General features: G+C 66.8%; 16 protein-coding genes and 1 pseudogene. 13 read left to right on the top strand and 4 right to left on the bottom strand.

Features of this window, described 5'->3' with window-relative positions:
• From DQW50_RS17000 to DQW50_RS16980, 5 genes and pseudogenes are all read left to right on the top strand, one after another.
• Window positions 1–260, top strand: a 260-nt coding sequence (locus tag DQW50_RS17000; protein WP_198664651.1) for a SufD family Fe-S cluster assembly protein, incomplete at its 5' end; no start/stop codon positions are given.
• A gap of 153 nt (window positions 261–413) precedes the next feature.
• Window positions 414–779 carry a hypothetical protein gene (locus DQW50_RS16995; protein ID WP_112080449.1) on the top strand — a complete coding sequence of 122 codons (366 nt, stop codon included), beginning with the start codon at window positions 414–416 and terminating at the stop codon, window positions 777–779.
• Window positions 780–865: 86 nt separating this feature from the next.
• Window positions 866–2,290: a PAS domain S-box protein gene (locus tag DQW50_RS16990; protein ID WP_112080448.1), complete on the top strand. Its 1,425-nt coding sequence runs from the start codon at window positions 866–868 to the stop codon at window positions 2,288–2,290.
• A 358-nt stretch (window positions 2,291–2,648) separates the two neighbouring features.
• Window positions 2,649–3,550: pseudogene (locus DQW50_RS16985) on the top strand (Gfo/Idh/MocA family protein).
• A gap of 228 nt (window positions 3,551–3,778) precedes the next feature.
• Window positions 3,779–4,183: a hypothetical protein gene (locus tag DQW50_RS16980; protein WP_112080447.1), complete on the top strand. Its 405-nt coding sequence runs from the start codon at window positions 3,779–3,781 to the stop codon at window positions 4,181–4,183.
• A gap of 7 nt (window positions 4,184–4,190) precedes the next feature.
• Here DQW50_RS16980 and DQW50_RS16975 read toward each other — a convergent pair whose 3' ends face one another.
• Both DQW50_RS16975 and DQW50_RS16970 read right to left on the bottom strand, forming a co-directional pair.
• Entirely contained in the window at window positions 4,191–5,192 is a 1,002-nt protein-coding gene (locus tag DQW50_RS16975) for a cytochrome d ubiquinol oxidase subunit II (RefSeq protein WP_112080446.1), read from the bottom strand.
• Window positions 5,185–6,633 carry a cytochrome ubiquinol oxidase subunit I gene (locus DQW50_RS16970; RefSeq protein WP_112080445.1) on the bottom strand — a complete coding sequence of 483 codons (1,449 nt, stop codon included), beginning with the start codon at window positions 6,631–6,633 and terminating at the stop codon, window positions 5,185–5,187. The genes DQW50_RS16975 and DQW50_RS16970 overlap by 8 nt, the downstream gene beginning before the upstream one ends.
• 292 nt (window positions 6,634–6,925) lie before the next feature.
• On the opposite strand from DQW50_RS16970, the gene DQW50_RS16965 reads away from it, so the two are divergent.
• The 5 genes from DQW50_RS16965 to DQW50_RS16945 all read left to right on the top strand — a co-directional run bounded on the left by DQW50_RS16965 (window position 6,926) and on the right by DQW50_RS16945 (window position 10,947).
• Window positions 6,926–7,768, top strand: a complete 843-nt coding sequence (locus DQW50_RS16965) for a biotin/lipoate A/B protein ligase family protein (RefSeq protein WP_112080444.1) — start codon at window positions 6,926–6,928, stop codon at window positions 7,766–7,768.
• Window positions 7,769–7,891: 123 nt separating this feature from the next.
• Window positions 7,892–8,767 (top strand): deoxyribonuclease IV, encoded by an 876-nt coding sequence (locus DQW50_RS16960; RefSeq protein WP_112080443.1) that lies wholly within the window; start codon window positions 7,892–7,894, stop codon window positions 8,765–8,767.
• Between the two features lie 60 nt (window positions 8,768–8,827).
• Window positions 8,828–9,274 carry a hypothetical protein gene (locus DQW50_RS16955; protein WP_112080442.1) on the top strand — a complete coding sequence of 149 codons (447 nt, stop codon included), beginning with the start codon at window positions 8,828–8,830 and terminating at the stop codon, window positions 9,272–9,274.
• A 70-nt stretch (window positions 9,275–9,344) separates the two neighbouring features.
• Window positions 9,345–10,151 (top strand): methyltransferase domain-containing protein, encoded by an 807-nt coding sequence (locus tag DQW50_RS16950; RefSeq protein WP_112080441.1) that lies wholly within the window; start codon window positions 9,345–9,347, stop codon window positions 10,149–10,151.
• A 67-nt stretch (window positions 10,152–10,218) separates the two neighbouring features.
• Entirely contained in the window at window positions 10,219–10,947 is a 729-nt protein-coding gene (locus DQW50_RS16945) for a 3-oxoacyl-ACP reductase family protein (protein ID WP_112080440.1), read from the top strand.
• 112 nt (window positions 10,948–11,059) lie between these two features.
• Here the strand turns inward: DQW50_RS16945 and DQW50_RS16940 are convergent, their stop codons facing one another.
• Together DQW50_RS16940 and DQW50_RS16935 are read right to left on the bottom strand one after the other, a co-directional pair.
• Window positions 11,060–11,983 carry a coiled-coil protein gene (locus DQW50_RS16940; protein ID WP_112080439.1) on the bottom strand — a complete coding sequence of 308 codons (924 nt, stop codon included), beginning with the start codon at window positions 11,981–11,983 and terminating at the stop codon, window positions 11,060–11,062.
• Window positions 11,984–12,284: 301 nt separating this feature from the next.
• Window positions 12,285–12,950 (bottom strand): 2,5-diamino-6-(ribosylamino)-4(3H)-pyrimidinone 5'-phosphate reductase, encoded by a 666-nt coding sequence (locus DQW50_RS16935; protein ID WP_112080438.1) that lies wholly within the window; start codon window positions 12,948–12,950, stop codon window positions 12,285–12,287.
• A gap of 341 nt (window positions 12,951–13,291) precedes the next feature.
• Between DQW50_RS16935 and sppA the strand changes: the two genes are divergently transcribed.
• The 3 genes from sppA (at window position 13,292) to DQW50_RS16920 (ending at window position 16,312) form a co-directional block, all read left to right on the top strand.
• Window positions 13,292–14,227: a signal peptide peptidase SppA gene (gene sppA, locus DQW50_RS16930; protein ID WP_112080437.1), complete on the top strand. Its 936-nt coding sequence runs from the start codon at window positions 13,292–13,294 to the stop codon at window positions 14,225–14,227.
• A gap of 65 nt (window positions 14,228–14,292) precedes the next feature.
• Window positions 14,293–15,426: a DUF373 family protein gene (locus DQW50_RS16925; RefSeq protein ID WP_112080436.1), complete on the top strand. Its 1,134-nt coding sequence runs from the start codon at window positions 14,293–14,295 to the stop codon at window positions 15,424–15,426.
• A 61-nt stretch (window positions 15,427–15,487) separates the two neighbouring features.
• Window positions 15,488–16,312: a shikimate dehydrogenase gene (locus DQW50_RS16920; RefSeq protein WP_112080435.1), complete on the top strand. Its 825-nt coding sequence runs from the start codon at window positions 15,488–15,490 to the stop codon at window positions 16,310–16,312.
• Window positions 16,313–16,650 lie beyond the last annotated feature (338 nt).

Below are 16,650 nucleotides of genomic sequence, written 5' to 3'. Positions count from 1 at the left end.
TCGACAACGAGTCGACGTCGGACACGATGCCGTACATGGAGATCAACGAGTCGAAAGTGGACGTGGCCCACGAGGCGACGGTGGGGAAGATCGGCGACGAGGACATCTTCTACCTCCAGTCGCGCGGGCTGGACGACGACGACGCGAAACAGATGATCGTCTCCGGGTTCATCGAGCCGATCACAGAAGAGCTGCCGATCGAGTACGCCGTCGAGTTGAACCGGCTCGTCGAACTCGAAATGGAAGGTTCACTCGGGTGATCCGATGCCGGAGTGTACACACTGCGGGGGGCACGTCTCACAGCGGTTCGTGACCGTGTTCGGGTTAGACGGTGGTGACGTCGTCGCTTGTCCGGCGTGTTCCAGTCAAGCGAACATCGCAGAGACGGTCCTTGACCGTCGCTGACGGCGAATATGGAACACTGCTTCGCGTGTGACACTGACTACGGATACCTCGGGGCGACGCCGCACGACGGGTCCTGTCCAGCCTGCGGCTCGTCGGCCGTCACGCCAGCAGGGGATCTCAGTGTCGTCGACACGACGACGTGGGAGAGCGCGAACGGTCTCTCGACGGTTCGGGTGTCGGCGGTCGACGCCCGATCGCGTCGCTTCGAATTTATGATCGCGGCACGCCGTGGGCGAGGAGAACTCGTCTGTCTCGTGATCGACGGGACGGAGGTACCCGCTGAGACGCTGTGGTCGGTTCCGTCCGCAGTCGCGACGACAGTTACCGCACACGGGATCAGGGTCAGCGGCTCGACACCGACTCAGCGCTCATGAACGACCACACTAACGGGAAGGTGACCGAACCCTGTCCGTCGGGGGTGTAGAAGTTGTTTTAATACACACGGTTCATACAGTCACTAATGGAAGACCGTGTGGCTCCGCAGGAGGCTGATACGCGGGGATCCGTTCCGTATCGGACACTCGTCGAGGAAGTGAACGATCTCGCGACGGTCGTCGATGCTGACGGGACGATAACCTACGTCAGTCCGGCCGTCACACGCATTCTCGGGTACGATCCCGACGAGTTGATCGGCCACGAGGGATACGAGTTCGTCCATCCCGACGATCGACCGCGAAACGCCGAGGCAGTCGAGACCGTTCTCTCGAACCCGTCCGAACCTGTGACCGTCGAAGTAAGATTCCGGGCTGCTGACGGATCGTGGCGATGGATCGAGGCCACGATGCGGAATCGACTCGACGACGGCCTGATCGACGGGATCCTCCTCTGTAGTCGGGATATCACCGAGCGAAAAGAGTACGAGATCGAAATTCGGGAACTCGCCGAGGAGTACGAAGCCCTGTTGAACAACGTGGAGGACGCGATCTTTTTTCTAAACGTTAGACGGCCGGACGATGACGACCTCCTGTTCGAGTTCGAACGGCTCAGTCCGTCTTATGAGCGACAAACCGGTATCACGACCGAGGAAGTCCGGGGTCGGACGCCACGAGACGTGTTCGGTGACGAGCAGGGGGCGGCACTCGAGGCGAACTACCGCCGCTGTGTCGACGCCGGCGAACCGATCTCCTATCAAGAGGAGTTGCGGGTCGAGGAGGGGGCACGCTTCTGGCAAACGAAGCTCGCGCCGGCCGTCACCGATGACAAGATAACCCGCCTCATTGGGGTCACTCGGAACGTGACCGCTCGCGTCGAACGGGAGCGGCGGTTGCGTCGGCAAAACGAACGACTCGACGAGTTCGCGAGCGTCATTTCACACGACCTGCGTAATCCACTCAACATCGCGCAGGGTCGTGCGACGCTCCTCGCCGAGCGATCGGAAAGCGAACACCTCGATCCGCTTCTACAAGCGCTCGATCGGATGGAAGCTATCGTCGATGACACGTTGACGCTCGCTCGTCAGGGCGAAACGATCGACGAGACGGAGTCGATCGGTTTGACCGACATCGTCGGGAAGTGCTGGGCGACGGTAGACACGGAAAACGCGACCATCGAGATCGCCGACGAGATGACTTTCCAGGGCGACCCCGACCGGTTGCGACACGTGTTCGAGAATCTCTTCCGGAACGCCGTCGAACACGGTGGGCCGAACGTGACCGTTCGTGTCGGACGGACCGGCGAACGGGGGATCTACGTCGAAGACGATGGGCCAGGGATCCCGCCGGACGAGCGGGAAGCAGTCCTCGAACCGGGCCATTCGTCGGCCCGTGGTGGCACGGGTTTCGGGTTGACGATCGTAAACCGGATCGTGGAAGCTCACGGCTGGGAGCTGTCCGTGACCACGGGAACGGACGGTGGCGCACGGTTCGAGTTCGAAATGGAGACATAGGGCGGACTGCCTGGACGAAGTCCGTCACCTATCCGTTTGTGTTCCCGCGGTTTCGGCGTCTGACTCCTGTCGTGTACCGTCGTTTCGTCGTGGACCGCTCCACCGGACCGTCCGGTATCCACTCGATCGAGGTACGACCGTGGCTCGTTCGACACTCGTCCGTCGGCCGTGATACTGCGGATCGGTCGGGAACTGAACGGCCCGGCAACGGTCGTCGATACCGACGGGACCGCCCCAAACACCATGACACTTCGCGGGGACGGCCCCGTATGGACGACGCTGGCGGAGACACCACGGGAGGCACCGACACACTCGGGACGGCCGCCACTGGGACGACGCGACGAGCGGGGGATCCGACATGACCGACCGGCTCGACACCGGCGTCCTCGGGACGGCGGGGATCGCACGGAAGGCGGTGCTCCCGGCGAGCCGCGCGAGCGAACACGAGGTGGTCGCCGTCGCCTCCCGCGATCCGGAACGGGCGACGCGGTTCGCGGAGAATCACTCGATTCCGCGGAGCTACGGGTCCTACGGGGCGTTACTGGAAGATGACAGGATCGACGCCGTGTACGTTCCGTTACCGAACGGGCTCCACGCCGAGTGGACGAAACGCGCGGCGAACGCCGGCCTGGACGTGCTCTGTGAGAAACCGCCCGCCGTCGACGCCGCCGAGGCGCGTGAGGTGACCGATCACTGCCGCGACCGGGAAGTCACCCTGATGGAGGGGTTCATGTACCGGTACCACCCGCGGACGGAGCGTGTGCTCGAACTGGTCTCCGCGGAGCTGGCGGACGTGCGGACGGTGACGTCGACGTTCCGGTTCCCGCTGTACGGCCGCCCGGACGACGTGCGGCCCGACCCGGATCTCGCCGGCGGGTCGCTGATGGACGTCGGCTGGTTACCCTGTGTCGCCCGCCCGGGCGGTGCTCGGCGTTTCCGGACCGGGCGTACGCGCACGTCGGTGACACGCGCGACGCTGGCGTCGATACGGAACTCGCCGGGGTCCTCGAGTACGCGGACGGGCTGTCGGCACGGGTGGCGTCGGGGTTCGACACGCGGCTCGTCCAGCGATACCGGATCGACGCGGCGAACGGCTGGGTCGCGGTCGACCAGTACCGGCTGGAGATGGAGTACTTCGCCGATTGCGTCGCCGCCGGCTCCAGGCCGCGCACCGACGGCTCGGAGGTCGTCGCGAACATGCGGGTCATCGACGCGCTCGCGGACAGCGCCGCGGCTGGACGGCCGGTCGACGTCGAGTGAGGACCCTCTACGGCTGGCGACCGCGACGAACGCCGAACGATGGCGTGGTCGACTCTCCGATCGGGGAGGTTCTGAAGTCCTTCGGAACCGATAGACCCGGTGTCCTCAAGCAGGGCGAGTGTACAGCGGGCAACACGCTGGGGTCGTCAATTCAGTGATATAACGACGTCGTTTCGTTCGATAATCGTACCACTATTTGTATGGAAGTCCGAGCAGAACAGTGTATTCATGGGTTCGACATCCACAACTGGTACCGTATCGACGTTCAGTGGACCCGACAACGCTGTCGGGTACATCGCTATCGTGATGGCACTCGTTACCGGAGTATTGCACCTAGTCGCTGCGACAAACGCGATCCAGTTTAGTCAAACACTCGGCGTGCTGTTCGTCCTCAACGGCTTAGGGTTCCTCGTCGGTGTGGTGGCATATCTAACGAAGTACTGGCGGAGAGACCTGTTTTTGGTGGCGGCACTGTACTCACTTGTCACGATTCTCGCGCTCTTTCCGGTACAGGGGTGGGGTGTCGAAGCGTTCTACATGCAAGGGAGTATTAATCCACTGGCAGTTATCACGAAGGCCGCCGAGGCGGTGCTCGTTGTCTGCGCGATGTATCTGTACGTCGTTGACGACTAGTTTGCGTTCAGGTTTCGTATCCACCACCCTCGACCGGACCGCTAAAGACACCGTAGAGGAATTTGAAGTACCACAACACGAGGAGAAGCGCCGGAAATCCGAGGATCGTCACGAGGTTCAACGCTAGCGGTGAGACAACCGCTTCTCGAACCGTCAAACCGGTTGGCGGATAGATGGTCGGGTACAACAGGAGTGCGACCAGCAGGCTCAACAGCGCAGGAAGTGCGAGCGCGCTCGCCAGCCAAGCACGGTACTCGCCGCGCAGGGCGAGAACACTTCCGGCTCCCGCTGTAATAACCGACAGGACGACGACCACACCTCCAGGAAGCGAGAGAACCGTATCGGCAGCACCTCCTGTGTCAGTCACCACGACAGTCGTCAGCAGCGCGACGACCCCGATCAAGTACGCCAGCGTCGCGACGATTCCGTACCTGCGTAGGTCGAGAGCCAACTGTGACCCGGTTTTAGCCGTCAGAAAGGCCGCCCCGGTGACGACCGAGACGGTGACGAGACCGACACCGGTCAGCAGTGCCGGCAGCGACAGCGTCGGCGCGTCGAAGACCCACCGACCCGCGAGAGTACCGAACAGCAACGGCGCGAGGAAGCTCCCACCGACAAAGGAGTAATCCCAGTACCGCTTCCACCGCTCGTCGTCGCGCTGTTCGCGCATTTCCGGGCCGAGCCCGCGGAAGAGCAACGCGAGCACGAAGCCGATCGAGAGGAGGTAGTGGTCGGCCAACACTCGGGAGTACACCCCCGGGAACGCCGCTAGCAGCATCGTTCCAAAGGCGACGACCCACACCTCGTTCGCGTCCCAAACCGGACCGAACGCCGTCAAGAACGTCTCTTTCTCGTGTTCGTCGTCGCGAGTCGCATACAGCATCCCGATCCCGAAGTCGAACCCGTCGAGGGTTAGGTACATCGCCAGCGCGAACATGACGACGCCGAACCAGATCTCGGGGAGCGCGTCGACGAGATACGCGTCGACAAGCAACAACGGATCAGTCATCACGGGTCACCTTTGGAACCGGTCCGTACCAGCGGTCGTCGTCCGATACCCTGACGCCGAGTTCGCGAAGTTCGTCTCTGACCAGCCACCGTAGCACATAGAGAGCCACCGAGATCAATCCGACGTAGATGACGACGAACCCAACGAGCGTCAGAGTCGCTTCCATTCCGGTCAACGTCGACGAGACGGCCTCACTAGTTTTGAGCTCACCTTGTATGACCCACGGTTGTCGACCGATCTCGGTGACGTACCACCCTGTGAGCAATGCCGCGTAGCCGAGCGGCGACGCGGCGATCGTCGTTTTTAAGAACCGATCGCTCTCCGAGAGGCGTCCGTTGTAAACGAGATACCCGCCCCACAGCGCCAGCCCGATGAACAGGAACCCGAGCCCGACCATGAACCGGAACGACCAGAACACCATCGCTACGGGGGGGTTCTCCTCGTACTCGTGTAATCCAAGCACCTCGGCGTCGAAATCACCTCCGCTGGCAAGGAACGACCCGACGCCCGGGAGACTCACAGTAAGGAGGTTCTCCGCTTTCGGATCGGTTATCGCGTCGACGCCCTTCGGGAACGCGAGCAGGTGTAAGTCGGCCGTACCGGTCTCGTAATGGGCTTCCATAGCCGCGAACTTCTGCGGTTGCGTCTCCGCGACGTGACGGCCGTACGCGTCGCCGTGGACCGCCTGTAACGGTGCGGTGACGAGCAGGACCAACACGGCCAGCCGCAGCGCGGTGTTCCACGTTGCCGCGTCGCGCTTTTTCCAGACGATGTACGCCGAAACGCCGGCGACCAGTAGCGCGACGGATATCACCGACGCGTTGACCATGTGGACATACATCCACGTCATCCGTGGCGTGAAGAACGCAGCAAGCGGGTCGGTTAGCTTCGCGACCTCCATACCGTTACGCATGACCATCTCGTAGCCCCGTGGGGTCTGCATCCAGGCGTTGACGATCAGGATCCAGAAGGCCGATAGCCACGCCCCGACTCCTACCAGTACCGACGAGAGGACGTAGGTCCGGTCGCTAACGCGTTCCCGACCGAACAGCAACACTCCGAGGAAGACGGCCTCGAGGAAGAACGCCATCTTCGCTTCGAACGCGAGCGGCCCGCCGATCAGCTCTCCAGCCACCTCGGCGAACTGGGGGAAGTTCGTTCCGAACTGGAAGCTCATCGGGATTCCAGTAACCGTCCCCATGACGAACCCGGCGGCGAACACCTTCACCCAGAACGACCGCAGGCGTGTGAACTGCTCGCCGTCGGTCCGAACGTCTTTCCAAGTGAAGTAGACGATGAACGGTGCCAGCCCGACCGAGAGGGAGGCGAAAACGATGTGAACGCTGATCGTCCAGCCGAACTGCGCACGGCTCGCGAGTTCCGGCGAGAGCAGGAACGTCAATCCTGGGCTCAGAGCGCCGGGAAGCGCCGTCAAGGACATAGCTGTGCTTGTCCATGGAGTAAAAAGAGCGGTCGTACAGTTCTCCTTTTCGAGAACCGTACTACGGCAGTTTATATCCGCTGAGCCCTAGTTACCGTAACCAATGCGGGCCGGGCACGGGAGGCGATGGAGCTGATTTCGGCATACCCTTTCGTGATCGGTACGAGCGCGTACCTGTGTCTTTGGTCGCGAGTCGAGCGAACCGTTCAGTACGGCAGTCGAGTGTGCCCGCAGTGAGCGCCCGGCGTACCGCGAACGCAACCGCTTTCGGACCGCCGCGCCGAGGGGGAATATGACCGCGCCGGAGGGCGACTGGCGGCTGATCCGCGAGGAGCGTCGATCGGGGCCGATGCAGATGGCGCTCGACGAGGTCGCGGGCGAGACGGCGAGCGAGGGCGGGCCCGCCACCGTCCGGACGTACCGCTGGGAGCCGAGCTGTCTCACGCTCGGGTACGGACAGGACCCCGACACGGTCGACTGGGCGGCCTGCGAGCGCGCGGGCGTCGACGTCACCCGGAGGCGTACCGGCGGCGGCGGGATCCGCCACGACTCCCACGGCGATGTCGCGTACTCGATCGCCGTGCCGGCCGACGACGTCCCCGGGAAGCTCCTCGACGCCTACCACCTGCTTTGTGAGCCGATACTCGACGCGTTCGCCCGGCTCGGGATCGACGCCGACTACGTCGGGGAGGCGGTTCCGGAGCTGTACCACCCCGCGTGTTACCTCCGCGAACTCCACCCGGCTCACGACGTGGTGGCTGTGGGACGGAAGATCGCGGGCAACGCGCAGTACCGCACCCGCGACGCGGTCGTCCAGCACGGCTCGCTCTCCTTCTCGGTCGACGCCGAGGCACACCTCGACGCCTTCGCGGACCCGCCGGTGGAGCCGGAGACGTTCCGCGAGCGCGTCGTGGGGATGGACGAACTGGCCGACGTGGACCGCGAGGACGCGGTCACGGCGGTCGAGGCGTCGCTCGCGGCGTGGGTCGAAGCCGGGACCGGTCAGGAAGGTGCCGGCTCGTTCGACCGGGAGGGATCGTGGGCCGACGCCGAACTCGAGCGCGCACACGAACTCGTCGAGGAGCGGTACCGCGCCGACGACTGGGTTCGGTCTCGTCCGAACGACCGGGAGTAGTGCCGGACGGCCGGGAGTAGTGGTGTTCGATCGCGCGCGATGGCGGTCACGAACCGACCCTCCACGGCGAACCGACCACCCCGTTCCGAAGCGGCTTTCGGTTCCCCCGACATACCTCCCGGTATGAGCCTGAAAGTCGGCGCGCACGTCTCCATTTCCACGTCTCGAGCATCGAACGATCCCGAGACGCCCCCGCACGGGAACATCGCGAACGCGGTGTTCAGACAGACGCAGTTCGGCGGCAACTGCGGGCAGATCTTCACCCACTCCCCGCAGGTGTGGCAGGACCCGAACCTCGACGAGGAGGAGGCAACACAGTTCCGCGAGTACACGGAGCGCGATCTGGACGGCCCGTGGGTGATCCACACTTCCTACCTCGTGAACCTCTGTACGCCGAAGGAGGGACTCCGCGAGAAGTCCCTCGAGTCGATGCAACGGGAGGTCGACGCTGCCGCGGCGCTGGGGATCCCGTACGTGAACGTTCACCTCGGGGCCCACACCGGCGCGGGCGTCGAGGGCGGCCTCGACAACGCGGCGAGCGTCATCGACGACGTCGACGTCCCCGAGGGCGTGACGATCCTCGTCGAGAGCGATGCGGGCGCTGGCACGAAACTCGGTGGCGAGTTCGAGCACCTCGCGGGCGTCATCGACCGGACGGCGACCGACGTCGACGTCTGTGTCGACACCGCCCACGCGTTCGCGGCGGGCTACGACCTCTCGACGGCCGAGGCGGTCGACGAGGCCGTCGCGGAGTTCGACGAGGTGGTGGGCCTCGAGCACCTGACGTGTCTCCACCTCAACGACTCGAAACACGCCTGCGGCACCCACAAGGACGAACACGCCCACGTCGGCGAGGGGCTCATCGGCGAGGAAGGGATGGAGCGGATCGTCAACCACCCCGACCTCGCGGACCTCCCGTTCGTGCTGGAGACGCCGACCGAGGACGGCAAGAGCTTCGCGTGGAACATCGAGCGCGTCCGGCAACTCCGTCACGAGTGAGGACGCGAGGGACGCCCGTCTGACGCGTTTTTAATACCGTCCGGTGTGTGAGCGTGACCCATGACTGCCACGAAAGCGTTGCTGTTCGGCGGTCGGCGCGAGCGAGCGATCGGGCTCGTGGTCGGGTTCTCCGTCGCCGTGGCGGCGGTGACGGCGGCGACCCTCGTCGCGAGCGCGGTGGATCTCCGCCCGCTGGAGACGCTCTCGTCGCGGACGCTCCCGGTGCTGGTCGTTCACGCGCCCGCGCCTATCGCGGCCGTCGGCGCGTACGCCCGCTGTGGCGGACCGGCCTGTCTGGCGGTCGGGGTCATCCCGGTCGTCGTCCTCGGTTCGTTCCTCGCGGTCACGGGCGCGATCGGAGCGCCGGGCGTCGACGGCAGTGCGTGGGTCGCCGAACTCACGGGCTCGTTCCTGATCCGCGGCGTCTCCAGCGCGTTCGTCGGCTTCTGTGCGGGCGTCACCACGGCCCTGCTCGCCGACCTCGTCGGGTTCGGGTCGGGTAGCTGAACTGCTCCCACTCCCGTCTCGGTCGGCTCGGATCCTGCCGTTTAATCCTCGCCACTGCGAACGGGACGGCGTGAGACGGTTCTCGGCCGACTACCTCGCGCACACCCGCGAGGGGATGTGGGCGGACGGGCGCGAGGCGCTCGCGGACTGCTCGCTTCCCGACCGCGAGCGCGTCCTCGACGTCGGCTGCGGCACGGGCGAGTTCACCCGCGTGCTCGCCGAGGAGGTCGGACCGGACGCGACCGTGGTCGGCATCGACGCGGACACGAGCCTGCTCGACGTCGCCCGCGAGGGGACGTCCGCGTCCTACGTCGCCGGCGACGCGACCCGCCTGCCGTTCCGTGCGGACGCCGTCGACCTCGCGGCGTGTCAGGCGCTTCTCATCAACCTGCCGGAGCCGGCGCGGGCGGTGCGGGAGCTCGCGCGGGTCTCCGCGGACCTCGTCACAGCCGTGGAGCCGAACAACGCCGACGTGGCCGTTTCCTCGACGGTCGAGCGGGAGGCCGACCTCGAGCGGGAGGTGCGGGAGGCGTACCTCGCGGGCGTGGACACCGACGTGGCCCTCGGCGACCGCGTCGAGTCGCTGTTCGCGGACGCCGGCCTCGTCGACGTCCGGACGCGCCGGTACCTCCACGAGAAGCGGACGGCCCCGCCGTACGCCGAACCCGCCCTCGAGTCCGCTGTCCGGAAGGCGTCCGGCGCGGGGCTCGACGACCACCGCGAGGAGCTCCGGGCTGTGTTGTCGCCGACAGCGTACGACGACCTCCGCCGGCGCTGGCGCGAGATGGGCCGGGAGACGGTCACAGCGATGCGCGAGCGCGAGTACGAGCGCGTCGAGATCGTCCCCTTCGAGGTGACGGTGGGACGCGTCCCGTGAGGCGTCTCTCCGCTCTTCTTTCGCCGGGTCCGGAAGGACGAAGTCGGTCGGCCCGGACCGGAGAGACATGCCAGCTGTAGTCGTGACGGGCTCGTCGCGGGGGATCGGTCGGGCGATAGCGCTTCGGTTCGCCGGGGACGGCTACGACGTCGCCGTCAACTACCACACGAGCGAGGACGCCGCCGAGTCGGTCGCGGCCGAGGTCCGGGACCTGGGCCGCGAGGCGGTCGTCGTCGGCGCCGACGTCTCCGACCCCGAGGACGCCACCCGACTGATAGAGGCCGCCGTGGACGCCTTCGACGGCGTCGACCACGTCGTCAACAACGCCGGGATCGACCAGCACGTGTACACCGAGGACCTCGATCCGGACGACTTCGACCGGGTCATGGACGTGAACGTCAACTCGGCGTTCAACGTGACGAAGGCGGCGCTCCCGTTCCTGCGGGAGTCCGCGGACGGGCCGTCGGTGACGAACGTCTCCTCCATCCTCGCGCACACGGGCGCGCCGATCGAGTGTCACTACGCCGCCTCGAAGGGGGCGTTGCTCTCGCTCACCCGCAGCCACGCCGGCGACTTCGCGCCGGACGTGCGGGTGAACGCGATCGCGCCCGGCCACATCGAGACGGACATGACCGGCGACCGGACGCCCGAGGAGGAGCGCGAACAGCTGGCTGCGATCCCGGTCGACCGCTACGGCCAGCCCGCGGACATCGCCGAGGCGGCCGCCTACCTCCGGGACGCGGGGTTCGTCACCGGCGAGACGCTGAACGTGAACGGCGGCGAACTGATGAGCTGACGGTCGTCGCCCGTTCGAGCACCGGGCGGGCGACGTTCCCCACGGTCGCGACGCTCCCCGTACTCGGTACGCGAAAACCGCAAAACCGCTTCTCGAGCGTAACCGGCGGTCCCTAGAGAAGCCCCGTCTTCTGGAGCTTCATCAGGTCCTCGGTGTCGAGGGTCTCGCCCTCCTTGAACTTCTGGTAGATCTCCTCGGCCTCCTCCTTCTCCTCCTCGCGTTTCTCGGCGCGCTCGTCTTTGCGCTCCTCCTCCTCCTTCTTGTCCAGCTCGCGCAGGCGCTTCTGGACGCGGACGAAGTCTTCGTGGTGGCGGTCGGCCGCCTCCTGGGCCTCGACGAAGAGATCGTGCATCTCGTCGGCCTCGTCACGGATGTCGTCGGCCTCGCGGTAGGCCTCGATCATGTCGTTGTGGTGCTCCTGGGCCTTGTCCGCGAGCTCCGTCACCTTCTGGTGGTGTTTCGACGCCTCCGAGCGGACCTCCTCGGCCTCCTCGACGAGGTCGTCGAGCTCGCTGGTGTCGTCGACCTTCTCCTTCTTTTCGGCGAGCTTCTCGCGTTTGTCGTCGATCTTCTCGATGAGCTCGCGTTCGTCCTCCGCGTCGAGCACTTCGGTCTGCTGGCGGAACTCGAGGTCCTCGATCTCCTCTTTGAGCTCCTCGATGGACTTGCCGGAGCCGAGCTCCATGTCCCCTTTCAGCTCCTCGACCTCGTCGAACAGTTCGTTGGCCTTCGCGTTGAGCTCGTTGCGTTTGTCCTTGTGTTCTTGGACCTGCTCGTTGAGCTCGTCGCGCTTCTCGCGGTGTTCCTGGGCCTCGTCGACCTTCTCGCGGGTCTTGGCGTTGAGGTCGTCGCGCTTGGAGGCGCGCTCGGAGGCCATCTGGTTCAGCTCGTTGCGTCGGTCCCGTAGCTGACCGGCGCGTTTGATGAGCTGTCCTTTGGACCCGTTGTCCAAGTCGTCTTCAGAAAGGTCCACGTTGTCCGCCTCGTTCATCGGCTCGATGTCGTACTGTTCGATGACTTCGTCTTTCGTTACCATTTTTTATCTCTCCATCACCGCTCCGGATGTGGCGGCCGCTCGCCGTCGTGCGTGGGGCCGTTGATAAGAACTCCCGTTCATTTCAGCGTGCGATCCTACCAGCGCCGGAGGCGTTCTGGTACCTCGACGTACCGTAGGACGACATATAAATACTTCGGTGAATTCGTGTGAAAGTCGGTAGCACGGACCGTGTACCCACCGATCTCGCGGGTTCCACTGGTTCCCATGGGTGGGGTTGACGAGCACGGTCGGGTGGGGTCGGTCGCGGGCTCACTCGGTCGGCTCGCTCGCCGAGTACGCCTCAGCCCTCGACGTCGTACGAGAGAACGACCCCGTCGTCGAGGCGTTCGATCCCGGCGAGCTCGAGCCGGGGGAACCCCTCGAGGAAGCCGTCGCCGTCGGCCAGCGTCGGCGCGTCACGGCCGCCCACGACGAGCGACCCGACGTACACCTGAAGCTCGTCGACGAGCCCGGCAGCGAAACACGAGTAGATCACCTCACCGCCTCCCTCGACCATCAGCCGGTCGATCCCCTCCCCGGCCAACGCGCTCGTCCCCTCCGCCAGGTCGACGCGCTCGTCGCCGGCGACGATCACCTTCGCGCCCGCCTCGGCCAGTTCCTCGCGGCGCTCGGGCGTCGCCGACGTCGACACGAGCAGGTAGGTGGTCGCCGCGTCGTCGAGGATCCGCGCGTCGGTCGGGGTTCGCCCCGTCGAATCGACGACGACGCGCGCGGGGTCGCCCGGGCGACCGTTCCGGAGCCGCTCGACGCGGCGCGCCTCCTCGTCGAGCGTGAGGTGGGGGTCGTCGGCGAGGACGGTCCCGACGCCGACCAACACCGCGTCGGCGGCCGCCCGGATCCGGTCGACCCGGTCGAAGTCCTCCTCGCCAGAGATCCGAAGCTGTTCCCGACAGCGCGTCGAGAGCTTCCCGTCGACGCTCTGTGCCGCGTTGACGACGACGTACATACGCGAGAGTGGTGCGGGCGCCGAATGGTCGTTTCGGTCGCCGGAGGGCGGACCGACGGTGAGCTTTCGGAAGGGCCACAGTCCGGTCCTCGACGATTTGATTTCGGAGAACACCACCAAAGCCCGCCCGACCGCACAGCCCCGCACCTCACGCCTCCCCAACCTCGGCGGTCGGCCCGTCGCGGGCACGCTGTTCCGGGCCGCCGCCTCCACCGGAAATCGGAGATTTCCGAGCAGTCGGCGCTTCGCGCCGCCGACCTCGCGCGGTCCGCTCGCGCCCCGCCGGGACGCTCGCGGGCACGCGCCGACGCTCATAAACCGGCTCCCCACTAACTGGCGGTATGGACGACGACGCACGTTCGACCGGATCGGGTCTCCTCGTGGCCGCGGCGCTCGGCGCGGCGGCGACCGTCGCCGGCGGGCGACTCCTGGCCCGGCTCACCCGCGGCCGGTTCGGCGATACCGAGGAGTACAACGTCGCGAAGGTGTCGGTCTCGGGGCCGATAAAGCGGGACACGGGCCGCCCCTCGCCGCTGTCCGGACCGGGAGGGACGACCGCCGACGATGTCGTCGAGCAGGTCGAGACAGCCGACGACGACGAGGACGTGGAGGCCCTGCTCGTCGAGCTCAACACGCCCGGCGGGGAGGTCGTCCCCAGCGACGACATCCGGCGGGCGGTCGCCGACTTCGACGGGCCGACCGTCGCGTACGCGACGGACCTGTGTGCCTCCGGCGGCTACTGGATCGCCAGCGGCTGTGACGAGCTGTGGGCCCGCGACGGGAGCCTCGTGGGCTCGATCGGCGTGATCGGCTCGCGGCCGAACGCGGCCGGGCTGGCCGACAAACTCGGCATCTCCTACGAGCAGTTCACCGCCGGCGAGTACAAGGACGCCGGGGTGCCGCTCCGGGAGATCGAGGAGGACGAACGCGAGTACCTCCAGTCGCTCATCGACGGCTACTACGAGCAGTTCGTCGAGACCGTGAGCGAGGGTCGGGGGATGGACCCCGACGCGATCCGCGGGACGGAGGCGCGCGTCTACCTCGGTCCCGACGCGCTTGACCTCGGGCTCGTCGACGAGCTCGGCGTCCAGGACGACGTGGAGGCCCGTATCGCCGAGGAGATCGGCGAGGACGTCGAGATAAAGGAGTTCTCACCCGAGCGCGGGCTCGTCGAACGGCTCGGGATAGGCGCGGAGCGCGTCGCGTTCGCCGCCGGTAACGGCGTCGCCAGCGTGTTCGCCGGCGACGGTCGCGACGTGGAGATCGAGTTCCGCTAGCCGTCGCCGATTTCGACACCCCGCGACGGCGAGACTTTTTACTCCGGCGGGATGTGTGGTCATTCGTGACGACGCTGGTCATCTGCGTGGACCGCTCGGGGACGATCGGGCGGGCTACGAACGTCCCGATGCCGGTCGCCGGCTGGGAGGCCGTCCGCTCGCTCGTCACCGACGCGGGCCTCGCCGACCCCGAGGACGCCAGCGTCAACTGCCTGCTCGAGGCGCTCCGCGTGGCCCGCGACCTCCGCGACGAGCGCGAGGAGGCGGTCGTGGCCGTCGTCTCGGCGGAAAGCGAGAGCCCGGTCGGCGCGGACCGGTCGATCGCGGCACAGCTGGACGACCTCGCCGACCGCTACGCCCCGAGCGCCGCCATCGTCGTCGTCGACTCCGCGGAGGACGAGCGCGTCCTCCCGATCGTCGAGTCGCGGATGCCCGTCGACGGCGTCGACCGCGTCGTGGTCCGGCAGGCCCACGACATCGAGTCGACGTACTACCTGTTGAAACAGTTTCTCGCCGACGAACAGCTCCGCTCGACCGTGCTCGTCCCGATCGGGATCGCGCTGTTGTTGTTGCCCGTCCTGTTCGTGCAGTTCTCCGCCGAGGCCGCGATCGCCGGCGTCGCCGGCCTGCTCGGCGCGGCGCTTCTGTACAAGGGGCTGGGGATCGACCGGCTGGTCGCGGGGATGCCCGAACGGGTGCGGGAGGCGCTGTACGCCGGGCAGGTGTCGGTCGTGACGTACGTCGTCGCCGGCGGGCTCTCCCTGGTCGGCGGGTTCTTCGGCGTGTTGGCTGCCAGCGACCTCGACGACGCGCTCCTGACCGTCCAGGCGATGGAGTTCACCTACGCGGCCGTGCCGTGGCTCGCGGTCGCGGGCGTGACCGCGGCGGTCGGCCGCCTGCTCGACGAACTGATCCGCGACGAGGGGATCCGGACGCCGTACCTCAACCTCCCGTTCGTGATCGTCGCCGTCACGCTCGTGGTGCGCGGGTTCGCCGGCTACTTCCTCGAACAGGAGGCGCTCCTCGCGCCGACGGTCGTCGCCGGCTACGTCGTCACGCCCGCCCAGCGGCTGGCGGCGTTCATCGTCGCCGGCGTCGTCGTCTCGCTCGTCGGCGTCAAGCTCGCGAGCGACGTGGGAACCGAGACGTTGGAGGAGGTCATCGAGACCGACGCCGACGGCGGGGCCGAAGGCAAGTGATCGGCTTCGGGCCGACCGCGAGTGGGTCGGGTTTTTGTCCGTTCGGGTCGCCCGGACGCGTATGGACGTCTACGGACTGATCGGGAACCCGGTCGGCCACTCGCTGTCGCCGCCGATGCACGAGGCGGGCTACGAGGCGCTCGGCATCGACGCACGGTACGTCACCTTCGAGCCCGCGCCGGACGACGCCGTACGCGCGATCGAGGGCGCGGCCGCACTGGGCGTGGCGGGGCTCAACGTTACCATCCCGTTCAAACGCGACGTGCTCGCTGCCGTCGACGCCGACCCCCTCGCCGAACGGATCGGCGCGGTGAACACGGTCGTCTTCCCCGACGACGGCGGGGAGAAGGGGAGTGAAACACCCCGCGGCTACAACACGGACGCCGCGGGCGTGACCCGGTCGTTCGAGCGCCACGACGTGCCCCTCGACGGGCGTGACGCGGTCGTCGTCGGCGCTGGCGGCGCGGGTCGGGCTGCGGCGTTCGCGCTCGCCGACGCGGGTGCGAGCGTCCACGTCGCCAATCGCACGGCCGAGCGGGCGGTCGAACTCGCCGGGGAGGTACCGGACGCGACCGGCGGCGGGCTCGATACCCTCGACGCGCAGGTGCCCACTGCCGACGTGCTCGTGAACGCCACGAGCGTCGGGATGGAGGAGGACGCGACGCCGGTTCCGGCGGGACTGCTCCACGGCGACCTGGCCGTGCTCGACGCGGTCTACGCGCCGACGGAGACCCGGCTGTTGCGGGACGCCGCGGCCGCCGGCGCGACGACGGTCGAGGGCGCGTGGATGCTGCTGTATCAGGGGGTCGAGGCGTTCGAGCGCTGGACCGGCGAGGACGCCCCGGTCGAGGAGATGAACGCGGCGTTGCGCGCGGAGTTGGCGTAGGCTCGGGAAGTAGGATCGGGAGTGTGGCTGTACGGCGTTGCCGACGCGGAGACCACGTCCAACGCCCCGGTCGTTCGGCTCTACAGAGTCGCGGGCGCGGCTTCGGGGACCACGTCCAAATCCCCAGTCGCTCGGCTCTACAGAGCAGTGAGCACTCTTTCGGGGAACACGTTCAAAGCCCCAGCCACGAGGCGGGCGCACGTTCGCTGCGGTCCTCGGTCGCTCGCGATGCTCGCTCCCTGCGGTCCTTACGTCACCTGCGCCCGCCTCGCGACTGCCCCTTTGAGTCCCACCCGAACCGCAACCGCCCCGCACCTCACGCCTCCCCAGCCTCGTCG

It is taken from the genome of Halorubrum sp. 48-1-W (genome assembly GCF_003287355.1).
In the GTDB taxonomy this organism is placed as follows: domain Archaea; phylum Halobacteriota; class Halobacteria; order Halobacteriales; family Haloferacaceae; genus Halorubrum.
This window is presented reverse-complemented; position numbering and strand designations above follow the sequence as displayed.